General features: G+C 54.0%; 18 protein-coding genes, 1 other RNA gene and 1 pseudogene. 9 read left to right on the top strand and 11 right to left on the bottom strand.

The features are described 5' to 3' along the window. Window positions 1–11: 11 nt before the first annotated feature. The 3 genes from ACXI0A_RS06350 to ykgO all read left to right on the top strand — a co-directional run bounded on the left by ACXI0A_RS06350 (window position 12) and on the right by ykgO (window position 3,733). On the top strand, window positions 12–3,161 hold the full coding sequence (locus tag ACXI0A_RS06350) for an efflux RND transporter permease subunit (RefSeq protein WP_224934120.1): 3,150 nt from the start codon (window positions 12–14) through the stop codon (window positions 3,159–3,161). Between the two features lie 159 nt (window positions 3,162–3,320). Beyond that, window positions 3,321–3,578 carry a type B 50S ribosomal protein L31 gene (locus ACXI0A_RS06345; RefSeq protein ID WP_038648520.1) on the top strand — a complete coding sequence of 86 codons (258 nt, stop codon included), beginning with the start codon at window positions 3,321–3,323 and terminating at the stop codon, window positions 3,576–3,578. A gap of 14 nt (window positions 3,579–3,592) precedes the next feature. Next, the gene (ykgO, locus tag ACXI0A_RS06340) at window positions 3,593–3,733 is read left to right on the top strand and encodes a type B 50S ribosomal protein L36 (RefSeq protein WP_008103894.1); all 141 of its coding nucleotides are present in this window, start codon (window positions 3,593–3,595) and stop codon (window positions 3,731–3,733) included. Between the two features lie 44 nt (window positions 3,734–3,777). On the opposite strand, the gene ACXI0A_RS06335 is transcribed toward ykgO, so the two are convergent. Genes ACXI0A_RS06335 through ACXI0A_RS06325 form a run of 3 tightly spaced genes read right to left on the bottom strand, consistent with a single transcriptional unit; the run spans window position 3,778 to window position 6,170 of the window. Next, complete coding sequence (locus tag ACXI0A_RS06335; RefSeq protein ID WP_224934121.1) at window positions 3,778–4,656, bottom strand: metal ABC transporter substrate-binding protein; 879 nt, start codon at window positions 4,654–4,656, stop codon at window positions 3,778–3,780. Between the two features lie 21 nt (window positions 4,657–4,677). Then, on the bottom strand, window positions 4,678–5,517 hold the full coding sequence (locus ACXI0A_RS06330; RefSeq protein ID WP_224934122.1) for a metal ABC transporter permease: 840 nt from the start codon (window positions 5,515–5,517) through the stop codon (window positions 4,678–4,680). Then, window positions 5,514–6,170: a metal ABC transporter ATP-binding protein gene (locus ACXI0A_RS06325; protein ID WP_224934123.1), complete on the bottom strand. Its 657-nt coding sequence runs from the start codon at window positions 6,168–6,170 to the stop codon at window positions 5,514–5,516. Before ACXI0A_RS06325 ends, ACXI0A_RS06330 begins: the two co-directional genes overlap by 4 nt. 341 nt (window positions 6,171–6,511) lie before the next feature. Here ACXI0A_RS06325 and ACXI0A_RS06320 point away from each other — a divergent pair, with 341 nt between their 5' ends. The 3 genes from ACXI0A_RS06320 to ACXI0A_RS06310 all read left to right on the top strand — a co-directional run bounded on the left by ACXI0A_RS06320 (window position 6,512) and on the right by ACXI0A_RS06310 (window position 7,632). After that, window positions 6,512–6,865 (top strand): hypothetical protein, encoded by a 354-nt coding sequence (locus tag ACXI0A_RS06320; protein WP_224934124.1) that lies wholly within the window; start codon window positions 6,512–6,514, stop codon window positions 6,863–6,865. Window positions 6,866–7,011: 146 nt separating this feature from the next. After that, a complete protein-coding gene (gene tomB, locus ACXI0A_RS06315; RefSeq protein ID WP_476151140.1) occupies window positions 7,012–7,389 on the top strand; it encodes an Hha toxicity modulator TomB in 378 nt (125 codons plus the stop codon). A 24-nt stretch (window positions 7,390–7,413) separates the two neighbouring features. Then, window positions 7,414–7,632 carry an HHA domain-containing protein gene (locus tag ACXI0A_RS06310; RefSeq protein WP_034828137.1) on the top strand — a complete coding sequence of 73 codons (219 nt, stop codon included), beginning with the start codon at window positions 7,414–7,416 and terminating at the stop codon, window positions 7,630–7,632. 128 nt (window positions 7,633–7,760) lie between these two features. Here the strand turns inward: ACXI0A_RS06310 and ffs are convergent. Next, window positions 7,761–7,857, bottom strand: an RNA gene (gene ffs, locus ACXI0A_RS06305) — signal recognition particle sRNA small type. A 176-nt stretch (window positions 7,858–8,033) separates the two neighbouring features. On the opposite strand from ffs, the gene ACXI0A_RS06300 reads away from it, so the two are divergent. Continuing rightward, window positions 8,034–8,345: an MGMT family protein gene (locus ACXI0A_RS06300; RefSeq protein ID WP_476149836.1), complete on the top strand. Its 312-nt coding sequence runs from the start codon at window positions 8,034–8,036 to the stop codon at window positions 8,343–8,345. A gap of 306 nt (window positions 8,346–8,651) precedes the next feature. On the opposite strand, the gene ACXI0A_RS06295 is transcribed toward ACXI0A_RS06300, so the two are convergent. After that, entirely contained in the window at window positions 8,652–9,209 is a 558-nt protein-coding gene (locus tag ACXI0A_RS06295) for a YbaY family lipoprotein (RefSeq protein ID WP_224934126.1), read from the bottom strand. Between the two features lie 204 nt (window positions 9,210–9,413). Here ACXI0A_RS06295 and tesB point away from each other — a divergent pair, with 204 nt between their 5' ends. Beyond that, the gene (gene tesB, locus ACXI0A_RS06290; protein ID WP_224934127.1) at window positions 9,414–10,277 is read left to right on the top strand and encodes an acyl-CoA thioesterase II; all 864 of its coding nucleotides are present in this window, start codon (window positions 9,414–9,416) and stop codon (window positions 10,275–10,277) included. A 69-nt stretch (window positions 10,278–10,346) separates the two neighbouring features. Here tesB and amtB read toward each other — a convergent pair whose 3' ends face one another. The 5 genes from amtB to ACXI0A_RS06265 all read right to left on the bottom strand — a co-directional run bounded on the left by amtB (window position 10,347) and on the right by ACXI0A_RS06265 (window position 16,291). Then, window positions 10,347–11,636, bottom strand: coding sequence for an ammonium transporter AmtB (gene amtB, locus ACXI0A_RS06285; protein WP_224934128.1), 1,290 nt, complete (start codon window positions 11,634–11,636; stop codon window positions 10,347–10,349). A gap of 33 nt (window positions 11,637–11,669) precedes the next feature. Then, entirely contained in the window at window positions 11,670–12,008 is a 339-nt protein-coding gene (glnK, locus tag ACXI0A_RS06280; RefSeq protein WP_007886947.1) for a P-II family nitrogen regulator, read from the bottom strand. Window positions 12,009–12,267: 259 nt separating this feature from the next. Beyond that, window positions 12,268–14,043 carry a SmdB family multidrug efflux ABC transporter permease/ATP-binding protein gene (locus ACXI0A_RS06275; protein ID WP_476149844.1) on the bottom strand — a complete coding sequence of 592 codons (1,776 nt, stop codon included), beginning with the start codon at window positions 14,041–14,043 and terminating at the stop codon, window positions 12,268–12,270. After that, window positions 14,036–15,805: a SmdA family multidrug ABC transporter permease/ATP-binding protein gene (locus ACXI0A_RS06270; RefSeq protein ID WP_476149846.1), complete on the bottom strand. Its 1,770-nt coding sequence runs from the start codon at window positions 15,803–15,805 to the stop codon at window positions 14,036–14,038. Before ACXI0A_RS06270 ends, ACXI0A_RS06275 begins: the two co-directional genes overlap by 8 nt. A 24-nt stretch (window positions 15,806–15,829) precedes the next feature. Then, the gene (locus tag ACXI0A_RS06265; RefSeq protein WP_476149847.1) at window positions 15,830–16,291 is read right to left on the bottom strand and encodes an Lrp/AsnC ligand binding domain-containing protein; all 462 of its coding nucleotides are present in this window, start codon (window positions 16,289–16,291) and stop codon (window positions 15,830–15,832) included. Window positions 16,292–16,406: 115 nt separating this feature from the next. Here ACXI0A_RS06265 and ACXI0A_RS06260 point away from each other — a divergent pair. After that, window positions 16,407–17,432, top strand: a pseudogene (locus ACXI0A_RS06260) (PLP-dependent cysteine synthase family protein); the annotation flags it as partial. 168 nt (window positions 17,433–17,600) lie between these two features. Here ACXI0A_RS06260 and cof read toward each other — a convergent pair. Then, window positions 17,601–18,422: an HMP-PP phosphatase gene (gene cof / locus ACXI0A_RS06255; protein ID WP_476149849.1), complete on the bottom strand. Its 822-nt coding sequence runs from the start codon at window positions 18,420–18,422 to the stop codon at window positions 17,601–17,603. Window positions 18,423–18,513: the final 91 nt, after the last annotated feature.

Raw genomic sequence — 18,513 nt, 5'->3', positions numbered from 1 at the left:
GCCACTGATACATGGCTAAGTTCTTTATCGATCGCCCCATTTTTGCCTGGGTGCTTGCCATCATCATTATGCTGGCGGGTACTTTAGCGATTATCAGCTTGCCGATTGAGCAATATCCCAATGTTGCTCCGCCGGCCGTTGAAATTCAGGCTTCTTACCCGGGTGCTGATGCGAAAACGCTGCAAGATTCGGTAACCCAGGTTATCGAACAAAACATGAACGGTATCGATGGGCTGATGTATATGTCCTCGAGCAGTGACTCGTCCGGTACATTGACGCTGACCCTGACCTTCCAGTCCGGTACTAACGCAGATATTGCGCAGGTACAGGTACAGAACAAGCTGCAGCTGGCCATGCCACTGCTGCCGCAGGAAGTACAGCAACAAGGTATTCAGGTTAAAAAATCCTCCAGCAGCTTCCTGATGGTGGCGGGTTTTGTCAGTGATGACGGCAGCATGACGCAGAATGACATCTCTGACTATGTTGCTTCTAACATCAAAGACCCGATCAGCCGTACGCCTGGCGTCGGTGATACCCAGGTGTTTGGTGCGCAGTACGCGATGCGCATCTGGCTTGACCCACACAAACTGAACAACTACCAGCTGACGCCGGTCGATGTCATCAGTGCGTTGGGCACCCAGAACACCCAGGTCGCCGCCGGTCAGTTAGGCGGAACACCGCCAGTGCCTGGCCAGCAGTTGAACGCCTCGATTATTGCGCAGACCCGTCTGACCAATACCGAAGAGTTCGGCAATATCATGCTGAAGGTGAACCAGGATGGCTCACAGGTGCGCTTGCGTGATGTGGCGAAGATTGAACTTGGTGGTGAAAACTACGAGATCATCGCCCGCTACAACGGTAAACCGGCCTCCGGTATCGGTGTGAAACTGGCAACCGGTGCGAATGCGCTGGATACCGCCAAAGCGGTGAAAGATGAGCTGGCAAAACTGCAGCCGTTCTTCCCGTCAGGCATGAAAACCGTTTATCCGTACGACACCACGCCGTTCGTGAAGATCTCAATCTTCGAAGTGGTGAAAACGCTGTTTGAAGCGATCGTACTGGTGTTCCTGGTAATGTACCTGTTCCTGCAGAACTTCCGCGCTACGCTGATTCCAACCATCGCGGTGCCGGTCGTCCTGCTGGGTACCTTTGCGATTATCAGTGCGTTTGGTTACTCGATAAACACGCTAACCATGTTCGGGATGGTGCTCGCCATCGGCTTGCTGGTGGATGATGCCATCGTGGTGGTGGAGAACGTTGAGCGTGTGATGGCCGAAGAGGGTTTACCGCCCAAAGAGGCCACCAAGCGTTCGATGGAGCAGATACAGGGCGCACTGGTGGGTATCGCACTGGTGTTGTCAGCGGTATTTATCCCGATGGCCTTCTTCGGCGGGTCGACCGGTGTTATCTACCGTCAGTTCTCGATCACCATTGTTTCTGCGATGGCGCTGTCGGTGCTGGTAGCGTTGATTTTGACGCCAGCCCTCTGTGCCACCATGCTGAAGCCGATCAAGAAAGGCGACCACGGCAAAACCACCGGCTTCTTTGGCTGGTTTAACCGTCTGTTCGACAAGAGCACCAACCACTATGTGGATAGCGTGGGCCACATCGTGCGTAGCACCGGTCGTTATCTGGTGATCTATCTGGTGATTGTGGTGGGCATGGCGTATCTGTTCCTGAAACTCCCAACCTCCTTCCTGCCGGAAGAAGATCAGGGTCTGTTACTGGCGCAGGCGCAGCTGCCGGCCGGTGCGACGCAGGAACGTACGCAGAAAGTGCTGGATCAGGTGACGGATTACTTCCTGAACAAAGAGAAAGACAGCGTTAACTCGGTGTTTACCGTTAACGGCTTTGGCTTTGCAGGACGTGGTCAGAACACCGGTATTGCCTTCGTGAGCCTGAAACCGTGGGATGAGCGTGGCGATGCCAGCCTGAAAGTGCCCGCGATTGCCGGACGCGCCATGCAGGCGTTGGGTCAGATCAAAGATGCGATGGTCTTCCCGTTCAACCTGCCAGCAATTATCGAACTGGGTAACGCCACCGGCTTCGACTTTATGCTGACTGACCAGGGCAACCTGGGGCACGAGAAGTTGACCGCTGCGCGTAACCAGCTGTTTGGCATGATTGCTCAACACCCCGATACCTTAGTGGGTGTGCGTCCGAACGGTATGGAAGATACGCCTCAGTACAAACTGATCATCGATCAGGAAAAAGCGCAGGCACTAGGGGTGTCGCTGTCTGACATCAACACCACGCTGGGCGCTGGCTGGGGTGGCTCTTACGTCAATGACTTCATCGACCGCGGTCGTGTGAAGAAAGTGTACGTGATGGGCCAGGCAGACTCGCGTATGTTGCCAGATGACATCAGCAAATGGTTCGTGCGTAACAGCTCCGGCACCATGGTTCCGTTCTCCGCCTTCTCTTCGGCGAAGTGGCAGTACGGTTCACCGCGTCTGGAACGTTACAACGGCTTACCATCGATGGAAATCCTCGGACAGGCTGCGCCGGGTAAAAGCTCAGGTGATGCCATGAACCTGATGGAAGAGCTCGCGGGAAAACTGCCGTCGGGTATCGGCTACGACTGGACGGGCATGTCCTACCAGGAACGTCTGTCCGGTAACCAGGCCCCTGCCCTGTATGCCATCTCGCTGATTGTGGTGTTCCTGTGTCTGGCCGCGTTGTATGAGAGCTGGTCGATTCCGTTCTCAGTCATGCTAGTGGTGCCGCTGGGTGTGGTCGGTGCATTGATCTTCACCACCCTGCGCGGACTCAGTAACGACGTCTACTTCGTGGTGGGGCTGCTCACAACCATTGGCTTGTCGGCGAAGAACGCCATCCTGATCGTTGAATTCGCCAAGGATTTGATGGAGAAGGAAGGGAAAGGTTTAGTGGAATCAACCCTGGAAGCAGCACGTATGCGTCTGCGTCCAATTCTGATGACCTCACTGGCCTTTATCCTCGGTGTTCTGCCGCTGGCTATCAGTACCGGTGCCGGTTCCGGCGCACAGAACGCCGTAGGTACTGGCGTAATGGGCGGCATGGTAACCGCAACTGCGTTGGCCATCTTCTTCGTGCCCGTGTTCTTTGTGGTGGTCCGTCGCCGCTTTGGTAAGAACAAAGCGGAGATTGAGCAAGGCCATCCGGTCGAGCACAAACACTAAGTTGTCACCTGTTGAAAAGGCCGCGCAAGCGGCCTTTTTTATGGCTGTCATTCCACTTTTCCCCCGCCAGGCAAATGCCCCTACTTCAATCACGGTTGCAATCAATTCTCAGCAGGTTCATACTATTGTTATATTATAACATTACATGAGAGTGCAGCTATGAAAGCCAATATCCATCCGCAATACCGTCCCGTGGTGTTCCATGACACCTCAGTCGATGAGTACTTCAAAATCGGTTCCACCATTAAAACCGAACGCACCATTGAGTTCGAAGGTGAAGTGCTGCCGTACGTGACGCTGGATGTCTCTTCTAAATCCCACGTCCACTACACCGGCAAGCAGAAAGATCTCACCAAAGAAGGCAGCGCCGCACGCTTCAACAAGCGTTTCGGCAGCTTCCTGACGCGCGGCAATTAATCAGGAGTTAACGCATGCAGGTTTTGAGTTCATTACGGTCAGCGAAGACCCGTCACAAAGATTGCAAAGTAGTACGTCGTAAAGGTCGCATTTACGTGATCTGCAAAACGAATCCGCGCTTTAAGGCGGTTCAGGGAAGAAAGAAAAAAAGGTAGGAAAGTGTCGTGATGATTGGCCGGGATGCTCCCCGGCCTTTTTTTTACTTCATGCTTTGCAGCATGATCTCTACGTTGTGCCTGAAGGCAGCAACATAGGTTGCAGCAGGGCCATTAGCCTCGGACAGCGCTTCAGGATAGAGTTCACCACCCGGCTTAGCACCGGTTTCGCTGGCAATCTGCTTCACCAGACGCGGATCGGTCTGATTCTCCATAAAGTAAGTGTTAATGTGCTCCGCTTTCAGCTGCTTAATAATCGACGCCACATCGCTGGCGCTGGCTTCTGCTTCAGTAGAGAAACCCACCGGTGCGAGGAAACTCACGCCATAGCGTTGGCCAAAGTAACCAAAGGCATCATGGCTGGTCAGCACTTTACGTTTATTTTTCGCGACTGAGGCAAATTCGCTTTTCGCCCAGCTATCCAGTTTCTGCAGCTGCTGGATATAGCTTTCACCGCTTTTACGGATATCTGCCGCATCTTCAGGATCGGCTTTGATCAGCGCATTCATAACGTTGGTCGCGTAGATCACCCCATTTTGCATGCTGTTCCATGCATGCGGATCCGTAATGGTTTTCCCGTCATCCACCATTTTACGGGTGTTAATGCCGTTGGATGCCACCACGATCGTCCCTTTGTAGCCCGAGGCGCTGATTAAACGATCCATCCAGCCTTCAAGACCTAAACCACTGACAAACACCACGTTAGCCTTAGCCAGAGATTCACTGTCTTGTGGGGTCGGCTCGAAGGTGTGTGGATCACCGTTAGGTTGAACCAGCGATTTCACGTTGACGTGATCGCCGCCTACCTGCTTAACGATATCCGCCAGCACGGTAAAACTCGCCACCACATCCACGGTTTTTGCCAGGGTCAGCGGGCTAATCAACATGGCGCCAATCGCCAGACTCAGCGGTAACTTCTTCATTCGTATCCCCTAATTGTATAGTTATCGACGGCGCAACAGACCGCCACATGGTCCTGTTAAAACAGAAAGCAAAAACAGTACGGCCGCACTCAGCACCACCGCCGGTCCGGCAGGCAGTGAGAAGTGCCAGGAAAGGATCAAACCGACCAGGGCGGCGATCATCGCCAGCACCATCGCAATGCCGAGCATGCAGGCCAGATGACGACTCCAGAAACGGGCGCTGGTGGCGGGCAGCATCATCAATCCCACTGACATCAGCGTGCCGAGCACCTGAAAACCGGCCACCAGATTGAGCACCACCAGCATCAGGAAGATGCCGTGCACCATCGGCGCGCTCCATTTGCCTTGCGCACGCAGGAAATCAGGATCAAACGCATCGATCACCAGCGGACGAAAAATCACTGCCAGCATCAGTAAAGTGAACGCCGCGATGCCGCCCACCAGCATGAGGGCCGCGTTATCGACCGCCAGCAGTGAACCGAACAGCACGTGCAGCAGATCGACACTCGATCCACGCAGTGACACCAGCGTGACGCCCAGCGCCAGCGAGCCGAGATAAAAGCCAGAGAAACTGGCGTCTTCCTTTAAGGGGGTATATCGACTGACCGCACCGGAAAGCAGCGCAACGGCTAAACCCGCAATCAGTCCGCCGATGCCCATCGCCACCAGCGATAAACCAGACACCAGATAGCCAATCGCCGCGCCCGGCAATACCGCGTGAGAAAGCGCATCGCCTACCAGACTCATGCGACGCAGTGAGAGGAACACGCCCAGCGGCGTGGCGCTAAGGGCCAACGCCACACAAGCCACTAACGCACGGCGCATAAAACCAAATTCGATAAAGGGTTGAATCAATGTCACGAGGCCACCCTGCGCAGCAGTGGAGTTTGAGCGGAGTCAGCATCGTCGAGTGACAACACATCTTTGAAGTAACGCGCGACCAACGGGCGATCGTGTAACACCACTAATAAGGTGGTGCCCGCCTGCTGCTGCTGTTCGAGGATTGACATCAGCAGCGTGACGGTTTGCGTATCGATGCCATTAAAAGGTTCATCCAGCAGCCAGACTTTACTTTGCTGCAGCATCAGACGCGCAAACAGCACACGCTGTAACTGGCCGCCGGAAAGCATAGAAGGCTGCGCATCGGCGAAATCACGCATTTGCACCGCATCCAGCGCAGCATCGATCTCCTGTCGCATGGCTCGGTTAATGCCACCAAACCAGCCGCAGCGAGGCCAGCATCCCATAGCAACCAGCTCATAAACGGTGAGTGGGAAGCGTGTCTCTAACTCACTACGCTGCGGTAACCAGCCAAGCGCCTTGCGTGAAATCTTTAATTCACAAGTCCCTGCAATCGGCGGCAACAGGCCGGCGATGGTTTTTAGCAGTGTGGATTTACCGGTGCCGTTCGCGCCGATCAGCGCCGTCATGCTGCCTGCTGCCAGTTCTCCGGTGACTATCGGTGTCACCACTTGCCCCTGATAGCCGCCCTGCAAACGATTGAAATGCATCATTTCTGCATCCCCCAATAGATAGCCAGCGCGAGGAACGCGATAAGCAGCAGCGCGACCATCAGGCGGCCGCTAAGTGAGAGGAGTAAACCACTGTGATTCATGGAGGGAGACCAAAACGTTATAACATAACATTTATATTACCCGATTTTTCCCGGGTGTTGCCCGTGAGAAAGTGTTTCAAAAGTTAACCACCCTGGGCATCCTCTGTGACTCACACTGGATCTGAATCGATTGAGCGATAAATCCCATCGCAACGATTACGTATTCTGCACAGAGTTAACTTGCAATATTTGGCCAGAACCCCAATGATAGATTCATCCTCCTTTTTTACCGGAAGCGAAATGCAGTCTATTATTCATTGTGATATTGCTGTGGATGAGGACGATTGCGAGAAGTTGCAGGCTATTATCCAGGGGAATATTCTCAAAATAGCCGAAGCCCTGGCAGGTGATTTACAGTGGTATTCTCAAAACGCGCAATTAGTTCCTGACAGCTTTAAGATTATTTCCATTCAACCGCACGACAACAATCGATTTAAAATGCTTTACGATTTTAAGTGGGATTTATTTAATCCTTGCCTGGATTTAAATGAAACATCAACCCAACGTGAAGAAGTTTTGTTCCAGATAGTACCGGGTGCACTGGTGTTTACCGTGATAGACAATACCCGCCCCTCGCCCGCCGACGAATTGTAATATTTGGTAATCGAGGTGAGCAAAGCTAATGAATGTGGATTATATTTAAGGAGTCGCTGAATTCTTTATATTCATGATCGCTTCCTGATAGCTTTTCCAAATCTCGCCGCGCTGCGGTCACTGTGCAAGCTCTGGAGGGGAAAAAGATGGACGAATACTCACCAAAACGGCATGATATTGCCCAGCTTAAATTCCTGTGTGAGAACCTGTTTGACGAAAGTATGGCGACGCTAACGGACAGCCATCACGGCTGGGTTAATGACCCTACTGCGGAAAGCAATTTACAGCTCAACGATTTGATTGAGCATATCGCTTCTTTCACGATGAATTACAAAATTAAGCACGTTGAAGATGAAGCGCTGATTACGCAAATCGATGAATATCTTGACGATACCTTTATGCTGTTTAGCAGTTATGGAATCAATACTCAGGATCTTCAACGGTGGCAACGTTCAGCAAAACGCTTATTTAATCTGTTTGCCGAAGAGTGCGCTTTTCTCCAACAACCCAGCCATTCCTTTTAGCATCAGAGTGAGACCGGTTTATTTATGAGCAATCAAGCCTTAACCAAAACAGACTATTTGATGCGACTGCGTCGTTGTCGCTCAATTGACACCCTTGAACGGGTGATTGAAAAGAACAAGTACGAATTATCTGACAACGAACTCGCGGTATTCTATTCTGCTGCCGATCATCGCCTTGCTGAACTGACGATGAATAAGCTTTACGACAAAGTACCGGTTTCTGTCTGGAAGTTCGTTCGCTAACTATTTTTACCCGCTGTTCGTTACGTCATCTTTTCCCTTCAGGGAATGATTCACAGGCAAAGGAGTGCCAGCGTTTCGCTGTGTACTGATTTCTTGAGGATTTTTTCGGGGAGCAGAAATGGTGGAGGCCCTGCCAGCTACATCCCGGCACACGCGTCGCCTGCTGCGGCTGCTTCCTTCCGGACCTGACCGAGTTCACAAGTTAGCGTTGCGGGAGAACCAACAGGGCCCCCATTGACGAGCTCTCTTTCGAGAGCGCAGGCATTATCAAGTAAGCCCCTGGCAATTGCAAGCGTAGGCCGGGTGACCGTTGTTTTCTTGAACAGCTATCCCGTAAAACCCTGATTCTCACCCTCCCTGCATGCTAAAGTCGGCGTTTACTCGCTGAATCAGGTGCGTGCATGAACGACACAAGCAATTTCTCCGAGCGCGTCTGGCAAATTATTGCCGCCATCCCCAAAGGCAAAGTCACCACTTACGGTGATATCGCCCTGCTTGCCGGTTCACCGCGTGCCGCAAGACAAGTCGGCGGCGTATTACGTCGCTTACCCGAGGGCAGCAAATTGCCGTGGTTCCGCGTCATCAATCGCCATGGCCGCATTTCACTGCAAGGCGACGATCTCTTCCGCCAGCGCAATGCGCTCGAAGCTGAGGGCATTGAAGTGAGTGACGCGGGTGAGATTGAATTAGAGAAGTATCGCTGGGAGTACTGAGCGCACCCATGCGTAGGTACGGGCAGGCAAAACCTGGAGTAAAGCGCCCCCGCCAAAGAAGAAAGTGTCGAGAAAATTGGGACAATCCGCTAATTACATGGAACAGCCTCACCCCAACGCACCCAAGCTGAGGTGCCGGCAGGCAACACTGTGGAGTAAAGCGTCACACGCCAGGGATGGCGTGTGACGAGCGATCAGGGACGAGACAGCGGCTTTAGGCAACAGTGTTGCCTGCCCGCACACTGCCCCGCCCTGTTTTCCTACATGCTTCCCGGACAGTGCGCCAGGATCAGCACCTTGTGATTGTCACATATTCGTCGGCGCAGGCACCGAAGCAGAAGGCACTACTTGCGTTGGCGATGTTGATGGCACCGTAGTGGCCGCACCTGGCGTGGTCTGCATCGCCATATTGGTCACTGGCACCAGCAGCAGTTCGGCTTTGGTGCCGCCCTGATTGATCACCGGCTTCACGGTATCGGTAATGAACGCCAGCTTGCCGTCAATACTGATAGCCGCACTTAACAGAATCCGCGCGTTAGGCTGAATGTCCGAAGGATTAAACGGCAGCACGAACTGGAACGGCGCCTGTTTCCCTTCGGTGCGCACTACATGCTGTGCCAGTACTTTCGATGGCGCATCAGCCAATGAAGCATCCGACAGCGTCACGGTCAGCACCGCATCCGGCGGCAAGGCAATACGTTGGCGAATATACACCGAACCACTTACGTTAGGCTGCGTGATGGCGGCCGTCTGTCCTGCAACAGCGGAACCCAGCGTGGGGGTCGCCACCGGCTTACTGTGATCGGCACAGCCAGCCAGCGCTGCCGCCAGCGTCACACCGCTAATAACATGCCAGAGTTTCATCGATGTCGTCTCCTTGTGAACACTATGATTGTCGGCGGACAAATTGTTGAGTAGCTTTTCAGCCGCCGATTGACCTTAATTCTGGCACAAAAATCCGCATTGCGCCTAAATGGTCCCCTAGCCCGCTGAAATCGCGGCAAAATCATTGACGGAAACTGGTCGGATCTTTCAAACTGACGCGATTGCCCCCCTGAGGAATCTGCTATGAGCCAGGCACTGCAAAACCTGCTTAATTTACTCAATCTCGAAAAACTCGAAGAAGGCCTGTTTCGCGGCCAAAGTGAAGATCTTGGCCTGCGCCAGGTATTTGGTGGTCAGGTAGTTGGCCAGGCCTTGTACGCGGCGAAACAGACCGTACCGGAAGAGCGCATCATTCACTCGTTCCACAGCTACTTCCTGCGTCCTGGTGATAGCGAAAAAGCTATTATTTACGATGTCGAAACCCTGCGTGATGGCAAAAGCTTCAGCGCGCGTCGCGTCAGTGCGGTGCAAAATGGTCACCCTATCTTCTATATGACCGCCTCTTTCCAGGCGCCGGAAAGTGGCTTCGAGCATCAAAACACCATGCCGCAAGTGCCGGGGCCGGACAACCTCCCCTCGGAGCAGGATCTGGCGCAAAAACTGGCGGCCCATTTGCCGCTCAAACTCAAAGAAAAGTTTCTTGCCGAGCGACCGCTGGATATTCGCCCGGTACAAATCCATAACCCGCTCAAAGGCCGTGTCGATGAGCCGATGCGCCAGGTGTGGATTCGTGCCAACGGCAAGCTGCCGGACGATCGCCGCATTCACCAGTACCTGCTGGGTTACGCTTCGGACCTCAACTTCCTGCCTGTGGCGCTGCAACCACATGGCAAAGGCTTCCTTGAGCCCGACATGCAGGTGGCCACCATTGACCACTCCATGTGGTTCCACCGCCCGTTCGACCTCTCTGAATGGCTGCTGTACAGCGTGGTGAGCACCTCGGCTTCAGGCGCGCGTGGTTTTGTGCGTGGGGAGTTCTACACTCAGGACGGTACGCTGGTCGCGACCACCGTTCAGGAAGGGGTAATGCGCCAGCGCGACGCATAAAAAAGGGGCGATATCATCGCCCCTCGTCTTTTTATTGTTTTAGCGCACTGCTCTTCTACAGCCCATTTCTTACTGGTTGTAAGCGTTCTCGCCGTGGCTGTTCACATCCAGACCTTCACGTTCCTGATCTTCTGGAACACGCAGGCCCACAATCATGTCTGCCAGTTTGAAGCCGATGAAGGCCACAACACCGGACCAGATGATGGTCACACCACAGCTGAACAGCTGAATCCAAACTTGATGGCCCATGGTCACGCCTTCTGCGTAGCCCACGCCACCCAGTGAAGAGGAGGCGAACACACCGGTCAGCACACAACCCAGGATACCGCACACGCCGTGCACACCGAATACATCACATGGGTCATCCACGCGCAGCCATTTCTTCAGGGTGGTTACACCCCAGATACCCGCCAGGCCGCCGGCCAGACCGATAATCAGCGCACCGCCCACACCGACATAACCACAAGCTGGGGTGATAGCCACCAGACCTGCGATAAAGCCAGAACAGGCACCCAGCAGTGAAGGTTTGCCACGCATTGCCCACTCACCGAACACCCATGACAGCACTGCACCCGCAGTTGCGACAACGGTATTCAGGAAGGCCAGCGCTGCGATTTCGTTGGCAGATGATGCAGAACCGGCGTTGAAACCGAACCAGCCTACATACAGAATCGCGGTACCCATGAACACCATCGGCAGGTTATGCGGTTTGAACGCTTCTTTACCGAAGCCCGCACGTTTGCCCACCAGGTAAGCACCCACCAGGCCTGCAACAGCGGCGTTGATGTGAACGACAGTACCGCCAGCGAAGTCCAGCGCACCGTCTTGCGCCAGCAGACCACCTGCCCAGACCATGTGTGCGATTGGCAGATAAGAGAGCGTCAGCCAGACCACCACGAAAATCAGTACCGCTGAGAAGCGAATACGTTCCGCCAGTGCACCGACAATCAGGCCCACGGTGATGCAGGCGAAGGAAGCCTGGAACGCCACGTGGATGTACTGATAGAAGCTACCCATAAGCGCTTTCAGCTCAATGTTTTTCAGCATCGCCCACTGGAAGTTACCGAAGAAGGCGTTGCCCTCGCTGAAGGCCAGCGAATAACCGTAGATGACCCACAGCACGCAAACTAATGCGAAGGTGACTGCAACCTGGGTCAGCATCGACAGGACGTTTTTACCGCGGATCAAACCGCCGTAAAACAAGGCGATGCCCGGGATCGTCATAAACAGTACCAATGCGGTACAGATCATCATAAAGGCGTTATCGGCTTTGTCCGCAACGGCAGGAGCTGCCGCCATGGCCAGAGACGGTAACAGTGCCAGGCTGGTGAGGCCTAACTTAGTCATCAGTTTATTCATTTCTTTCCATCCCATCACAATTCAGAGCCCCAGTTACAGTGCTGCTTCGTCGGTCTCGCCGGTACGAATACGAATGACGCGCTGCAGTTCTGCGACGAAGATTTTGCCGTCGCCAATTTTGCCGGTGTAAGCGGCTTTGCTGATGACATCCACCACTTCATCGAGTTGATCGTCCGCAATGGCGATATCAATTTTAACTTTTGGCAGGAAGTTCACGCTGTACTCGGCACCGCGATAAAGCTCTGCGTGACCTTTCTGGCGACCAAACCCCTTCACTTCGGTAACAGTCAGTCCCTGAATGCCAATGGAGGATAAAGCTTCACGCACGTCCTCCAGCTTAAATGGTTTGATTACCACGGTAACCAGCTTCATACGTTCCCCTCCAGATAATAAATTGAGTGAGTCTCGCGGACACGAGGAGATATAAGCAAACGCTGTGCCATAAATTAAAAAAGGGAAGAAGTCAGCGGCATAGAGGCGCTATATCGCGCTTCGTTATGTGATGGGTGGCTCAGTTTGGGGATAGGGCAAAAGAAAGGTGTTGCAATATTGCACTCCTTTGGTGCTTTGAGCCTCAAAGGAGTGCATCAATACAGAACAATCCGATAAATCTGCGCAAAAAAGGTGCAATTCATCCTTTAGCCTGTGCGGGGATGCCCGCTGCAAGCTCATCACCGGCCTGCTGCAGTTGATACATCTGCCAGTAGCGCCCCTGTTGAGCCAATAATTCAGTGTGCGTGCCGCGCTCTGCTACCTGACCACGGTGCAGTACCAGAATCTGGTCCGCTTCGGTGATGGTTGAAAGACGGTGCGCAATCACCACCAGCGTGCTGTGCTGACGCAGTGCACGCAAAGCATGCTGAATCGCCTGCTCGGTACCGGAATCAATACTGGCAGTGGCTTCATCAAGAATCAAAATCTGTGGCAATGACACCAGGACTCGCGCCATCGCCAGCAGCTGCTTCTGGCCCACCGACAAATTATTGCCCTGCTCACCCAATCGGGTATGAATGCCCTCGGACATTGAACGCGCCAAAGGAGCCAGCTGCACCGTTTCCAGCGCCTGCCACACCTGCTGTTCTGAGATATCACGCCCAAGCTGCACGTTGGCTAACAGCGTATCGGCCAGCACCACCGGATCTTGCTGCACCATCGCGACACTTTGCCGTAGCGCTTCATGCGTGAGTTGCGGTAAGGGACGACCATCTAACTCAATGCTGCCGCGCGTCACTGGGTAATACCCCATCAGCAAATTCGCCAATGTGCTCTTACCACTGCCGGTGTGCCCGACCAGCGCAATAAAACCGCGTGTCGGCACTTCAAGAGTGATATGACTCAGGACATCGCGGTTGTCACGATAGGCAAAGCTGACGTCGCGCAACGTGATGCGGCCTGAAGCGAGCGGCTGGTTATCCACGCCGTAATCTTGCTGCGTGGCATCCATCAGCTCGAAGATACGCTCGCCAGAGACCACCGCCTGTTGCAGCATCGATTGTTGCGTGGTGAGTTCAATCAGCGGTTCGTTCAGACGTCCCAGATAGGTAATGAAGGCGTATAGCACGCCGACCTCAAACACCCCGGGCGTAGCAAAGCTAAACAGCATAAGTAGCCCGCACAGAATCATCGCCGAAAACAGACTCAACAGCGGACGCAGCAGGAAGCCATCCAGCCTCAGGGTTTCCATGCGCGCCAGATAATGTGAACGGCTCGCTTCGCCCATACGCTCGCCAAAGCGCGCCTGCTGGCGAAACTGCTGGATCACACTCATGCCGTTAATCACTTCATTGAAGCCGTTGTTGATGTCGGCGAGATAGCTGCGTACCCGACGCGCGATTGGCGTGCTGTAGCGCTGATAAATCAGCATCACCGTCAGCACCAGCGGGAAGATGACGATCGCCACCAGCGCCATGCGCCAGTCGAGCGAGAACATCGCCACCAGCATCGCGCCAATCAGTGCCGCACTGCGCAGCACGGTGGCCACCACCGTGACATACAGGTCTTTGATCACTTCGGTATCGTTGGTGACGCGCGAAATAATCTGCCCCACCGGCTGGGTATCGAAGGCGCTCAGCGGCTGACGCAGCGCAGCGTTCATCACGTCCACGCGCAACTGCTGCACCACACCAATCGCTGCGCGGTTAAACAACAGTGCCTGGAAATAATGTAAACCGGCAGCCAGCAGTTGTAGCAAAATAAAGCACACCAGCAGACCGATGGCGATGCCCCACGGCATCTGGTGTTTCGCCACCAGATTGTCGATGAAGTAGCTCACCAGTACCGGACCGGTAACTTCGGCCGCCGCGGCGATCCACAACATACCGACCGCCAGCCACAGCGATTTGCGCCAGGGCTTACCGTAAGCCAGTAGACGCTTGAGCGTTGGCCATAAACGTTGCGATTTAGCCATGGTTGGAACCCTCTGCCACTTCGTCCTCATCCAGCGCCGCTTCGAGTTGCTGATAGCGATACATATCGCGATACCAACCCTCTTGCACCGCCAGGCTTTCATGGTCGCCGCGCTGGGTCACCGCACCTTGTTGCAGCACCAGAATTTCACTGGCTTCTGTCAACGCCGATAAACGATGTGCGCTGATGATCAACGTGCGGCCTTTGCCCCACTGACGCAGGTTATGCAGAATTTCATACTCCGTGCGGCCGTCAACGGCTGACAGTGCATCGTCGAGGATCAGGATTTCCGCGTTCAGCAACAGTGCACGAGCAATGGCAATACGTTGCTTTTGACCGCCGGAAAGCATCACACCGCGCTCACCCACTTCGGTGTCATAGCCTTGCGGCAGGCGCAAAATGTCATCATGTACACAGGCCATGCGCGCCACGCGCTCAATCTCTTCCTGAGACGCATTCGGACGCCCCAGCGCCAGGTTATTGGCGATGGTATCGGAGAACAAAAACGGTGTCTGACTCACCACAGCCAGCCGACTGCGCCAGCTATCGAGTCGCAGCTGTGTCAGCGGCAGGTTATGGTAGCGGATGTCGCCCTGGTCGATGTCAAAGTGGCGCTGAATCAGGCTCAGCAGCGTGCTTTTACCACAGCCGGTTGGACCGCACAGCCCCAGCATCTGGCCCGGTTTCAGTTGAAAATTAACATGGCTTAGCGCTGCGCCGGAATTAGCGGGATAACGGAATTCTCGAATGGCGACCTGTAAAACACCAGCGTCGTCGGGCAGGGTTTTCTGTCCATCTTCCACCGCCGGGGCTTCCGCCAACAGCGCGCGAATGCGACTCCATGCCGCACTACCCCGCTCAACGATATTGATCATCCATGCCAGCGCCAGCATCGGCCAAATCATCAGGCCGAGATACATGACAAAGCTGGTGAGCTGACCGAGCGTCAAGCTGCCGTGCCACACCATCCAGCCACCACCGGCAATCGCCAGCAGGTTAGAGAAACCCACAGCGATATAAATGATGGGATCAAAGCGTGCATCAACCCGCGCCACATGCAGGTTTTTTTTACCCGTATCGCGGGCAATGTCTGCAAACTGCTGTGATTGATGATCTTCCAGGCCGAACGCTTTGATCATACGGATACTGGTGAGGCTCTCCTGTGTTTGATCGTTCAGGCTGGAGAAGGCTGCCTGCGCGACTTTGAAGCGCTGGTGCAGACGCGAACCATCTTTCTGAATGGCAATCGCCATCAGTGGCATCGGGATCAGCGCCAGCAGCGTCAGCTGCCAACTGATCTGAGTGCTCATTACGGCCAATACCACCAGGCCCATCACCAGCGAATCCACCAGTGTCAGGACGCCCTCGCCGGCGGCAAACACCACGCGATCGACATCATTGGTCGCGCGCGCAATCAGATCGCCAGTGCGATGGCGCAAGTAGAACGCAGGATGCTGGCGACTCAGCTGGCGATAGAAATCCTCGCGCAGCTCCACCGCGAGTTGATAGGACGCGCCAAACAGCAGCACACGCCAGACATAGCGCAGCAGATAGACGATCACCGCCGTCACCAGCATCACGCCAATCCACATGAAAATTTTGCTGCTGCTTAAAGTGTGTTGCGTCACGCCATCGACGATGACGCCAACTACATGCGGTGGCAACAGCTGCAATAGCGCAATCACAATCAGCAAGCTGACGGCACCCAGATATCGCCGCCACTCGCGCAGGAAATACCAACTTAATTGGCTAAATAATCGCACAAGACACTCTCTTTCTGTGCCCGCTCAGGGCGCTACCGGCAAGGCGGTGGTGTATTTAATCTCTTCCATGGCGAAACTGGAGGTCACATCAATCAGGCCTGGCACGCCATTTACCAGACGCTTGTAAAAAGCATCGTAACTTTTCATATCGGCCACCTGAATGCGCAGCAGATAATCGTATTCACCGGCCATGCGATAGAATGCCATCACTTCTGGCATCTGCTGTACCACGGCAACAAATTGCTGAAACCAGTCGCTGCTGTGCTGCTGAGTTTTCACAAACATAAATGCCGTGAGCGAAAGACCGATCTTCTCCCCATCCAGCAACGCCACGCGCGCACGAATAATGCCATCATCTTCCAGCTTTTTCAGGCGTTTCCAGCAAGGCGTGGTGGTGAGATTGACCGCCTCCGCCAACGCTTGCAGCGATAATGTGCAATCCTGTTGCAGCAGAGCCAGCAAAGTGCGGTCAGTTTTATCTAGCATTGGGCGCTCCGGGAGAAAATTTTTCTCTTATTCGGGCATTATACCCGGATTAAAGCAACCTTATTTTCCTGCCAGTGCCTTACACTGTGCACAATAATTATTACGGATTCACCACATGCAAACGCCCTGGGTTCGCCACGCCATCAATGAAATTAACGCCGATTTTCAACGCTCTGCGGATACGCACCTTATTCGTTTCGCATTGGATGATTTTCCTGGCATCCGCTTTTATCTTAAAGATGAAAGTACTCATCCGAGTGGCAGCCTGAAGCATCGCCTGGCACGATCACTATTCCTGTATGGGTTGGCTAATGGCTGGATCCGCGAGAACACGCCGATTATTGAAGCCTCATCAGGCAGCACAGCGGTATCAGAGGCTTATTTTGCGCGTTTGCTGGGTCTGCCTTTTATCGCGGTAATGCCCGCCAGCACCGCGAAACGCAAAATTGAAATGATTCGTTTTTATGGCGGCGAGTGCCATTTCGTTGCCGATCCTTGTCAGCTGTATAGCGAATCGGAACGTCTGGCGCGTGAACTCAACGGTCATTTTATGGATCAGTTCACCTATGCCGAGCGCGCCACCGACTGGCGCGGCAACAACAACATCGCAGAAAGCATTTTCCGTCAGATGGCGCATGAACCTTCCCCCGTGCCGCATACCGTGGTCATGAGCGCCGGCACCGGCGGGACCTCGGCCACACTGGGCCGCTATATTCGTTATCAGGGACACAATACGCGTCTGTTGGTGGTGGATCCGCAGCATTCCGTGTTCTTTGATTTCTGGCATAGCCGCGACAGGGCGCTGCGCAGCGATCGTGGCAGCATGATCGAAGGCATCGGACGTCCGCGCGTGGAGCCTTCATTTTTACCCGATGTCATCGACGAAATGATCAAAGTGCCAGATGGCGCAACGGTGGCTGCGATGTTGCAACTGGAGAAGATTCTGGGTCGTCGCCCGGGCGCTTCAACCGGCACCAATTTCTGGGGCATGTTGCAGGTGGCGAAACGCATGCGGGAAAATGGCGAGCAAGGTTCACTAGTGACACTGTTGTGCGACAGTGGTGATCGTTATCCGGACACCTACTACAACCCTGAATGGGTCGCGCAGAATATCGGGGATATTCAACCGTGGCTGCGTGAGTTTTACCCTAAAAAATTCGAATTACAGGAAGGCAGCAAACAAGAGCATCCCGATGAGCTTACTGAAGTCAGTGATTCGGGTAAACGAGTGCAGCCAACCCACCTGTGATTCGAACTATGACGTGTATGCAATAAAAAACCGGACGTCCTGTCCGGTTCACTGTAAGCCTCAGCATTCGGGGGAATAATCGAGGTGTGGTGTGGTCATCCAGTGATTTAAGTAATGAGACACCGCCTGTGTCTCGCAATGTCCAATAATCGGTAAATGTGGCAGCGACGATTTCAATTGATGCATGGCGTTGCCCATGATGAAGCCACTGCCCACGCGCTCCAGCATCTCGCGGTCATTCATCGCATCACCAAACGCCATACAATCCGCCATTGATAGCGACAGATGCTGGCACAAGTGCGCCAGCGCCGCGCCTTTATGGCACTCCAGCGGCAGAACTTCCAGACAATCCCATGCTGAAAAGCAGATATTGGCGCGCTCGCCCAGCGCATGCTGCAACTCCACTTTTAACGCCTGCAGCATCTCATGCGGCGCAATAAAGCAAATTTTGGTCACCTCATGCGCCGACATCTGACGCAAATCGCGCAGCTGATAGTGGAAGCCGCTCATCACGTGCGCTTCCAATGCTCCCAGCAACGGTTTATCGGTAAACCAGCCTTCATCGTTAAAGATGTGGATTGATGCTGGCGTTTGCCAATGAGTGTGAATCACCTCTTCGGCAACGGATGAGGACAAATCACAACCAAATAGCTGCTGCCCTTCCAGATCGTGAATACGTGTGCCATTGCCGGTGATCAGCCAGGCTGGCAGAGTCAGTTGGTCGCGTACCACCTGCACGTCCATCAGATGGCGGCCCGTGGCGAAAGCAATGGTGATATCGCGCTGATGCAAGGCATGCAGGGTGTCGATGGTCTCATTCCCTAACCGGTGCGTCGGCAGTAACAACGTGCCATCCATATCAAATGCCGCGAGGCGAGCCATGCAATTTCTCCTGTCTGAGTGAGGAATCTACTATCACCTGGTAATTGCGGAACTAATAGTGAATACTTTTACAAAACTGTTCCGGGTTTAG

Source organism: Pantoea sp. C1E2 (genome assembly GCF_056491465.1).
The sequence above is the reverse complement of the archived record's forward strand: the minus strand, read 5'-3'. Positions and strand labels throughout refer to the sequence as shown.

Excerpts from the sequence above, each read along its gene's own strand:
- ACXI0A_RS06350 (WP_224934120.1), top strand. The coding sequence starts at position 12 with ATGGCTAAGTTCTTTATCGATCGCCCCATTTTTGCCTGGGTGCTTGCC.
- ACXI0A_RS06345 (WP_038648520.1), top strand. The coding sequence starts at position 3,321 with ATGAAAGCCAATATCCATCCGCAATACCGTCCCGTGGTGTTCCATGAC.
- ykgO (WP_008103894.1), top strand. The coding sequence starts at position 3,593 with ATGCAGGTTTTGAGTTCATTACGGTCAGCGAAGACCCGTCACAAAGAT.
- ACXI0A_RS06335 (WP_224934121.1), bottom strand. The coding sequence starts at position 4,656 with ATGAAGAAGTTACCGCTGAGTCTGGCGATTGGCGCCATGTTGATTAGC.
- ACXI0A_RS06325 (WP_224934123.1), bottom strand. The coding sequence starts at position 6,170 with ATGATGCATTTCAATCGTTTGCAGGGCGGCTATCAGGGGCAAGTGGTG.
- ACXI0A_RS06320 (WP_224934124.1), top strand. The coding sequence starts at position 6,512 with ATGCAGTCTATTATTCATTGTGATATTGCTGTGGATGAGGACGATTGC.
- tomB (WP_476151140.1), top strand. The coding sequence starts at position 7,012 with ATGGACGAATACTCACCAAAACGGCATGATATTGCCCAGCTTAAATTC.
- ACXI0A_RS06310 (WP_034828137.1), top strand. The coding sequence starts at position 7,414 with ATGAGCAATCAAGCCTTAACCAAAACAGACTATTTGATGCGACTGCGT.
- ACXI0A_RS06300 (WP_476149836.1), top strand. The coding sequence starts at position 8,034 with ATGAACGACACAAGCAATTTCTCCGAGCGCGTCTGGCAAATTATTGCC.
- ACXI0A_RS06295 (WP_224934126.1), bottom strand. The coding sequence starts at position 9,209 with ATGAAACTCTGGCATGTTATTAGCGGTGTGACGCTGGCGGCAGCGCTG.
- tesB (WP_224934127.1), top strand. The coding sequence starts at position 9,414 with ATGAGCCAGGCACTGCAAAACCTGCTTAATTTACTCAATCTCGAAAAA.
- amtB (WP_224934128.1), bottom strand. The coding sequence starts at position 11,636 with ATGAATAAACTGATGACTAAGTTAGGCCTCACCAGCCTGGCACTGTTA.
- glnK (WP_007886947.1), bottom strand. The coding sequence starts at position 12,008 with ATGAAGCTGGTTACCGTGGTAATCAAACCATTTAAGCTGGAGGACGTG.
- ACXI0A_RS06275 (WP_476149844.1), bottom strand. The coding sequence starts at position 14,043 with ATGGCTAAATCGCAACGTTTATGGCCAACGCTCAAGCGTCTACTGGCT.
- ACXI0A_RS06265 (WP_476149847.1), bottom strand. The coding sequence starts at position 16,291 with ATGCTAGATAAAACTGACCGCACTTTGCTGGCTCTGCTGCAACAGGAT.
- cof (WP_476149849.1), bottom strand. The coding sequence starts at position 18,422 with ATGGCTCGCCTCGCGGCATTTGATATGGATGGCACGTTGTTACTGCCG.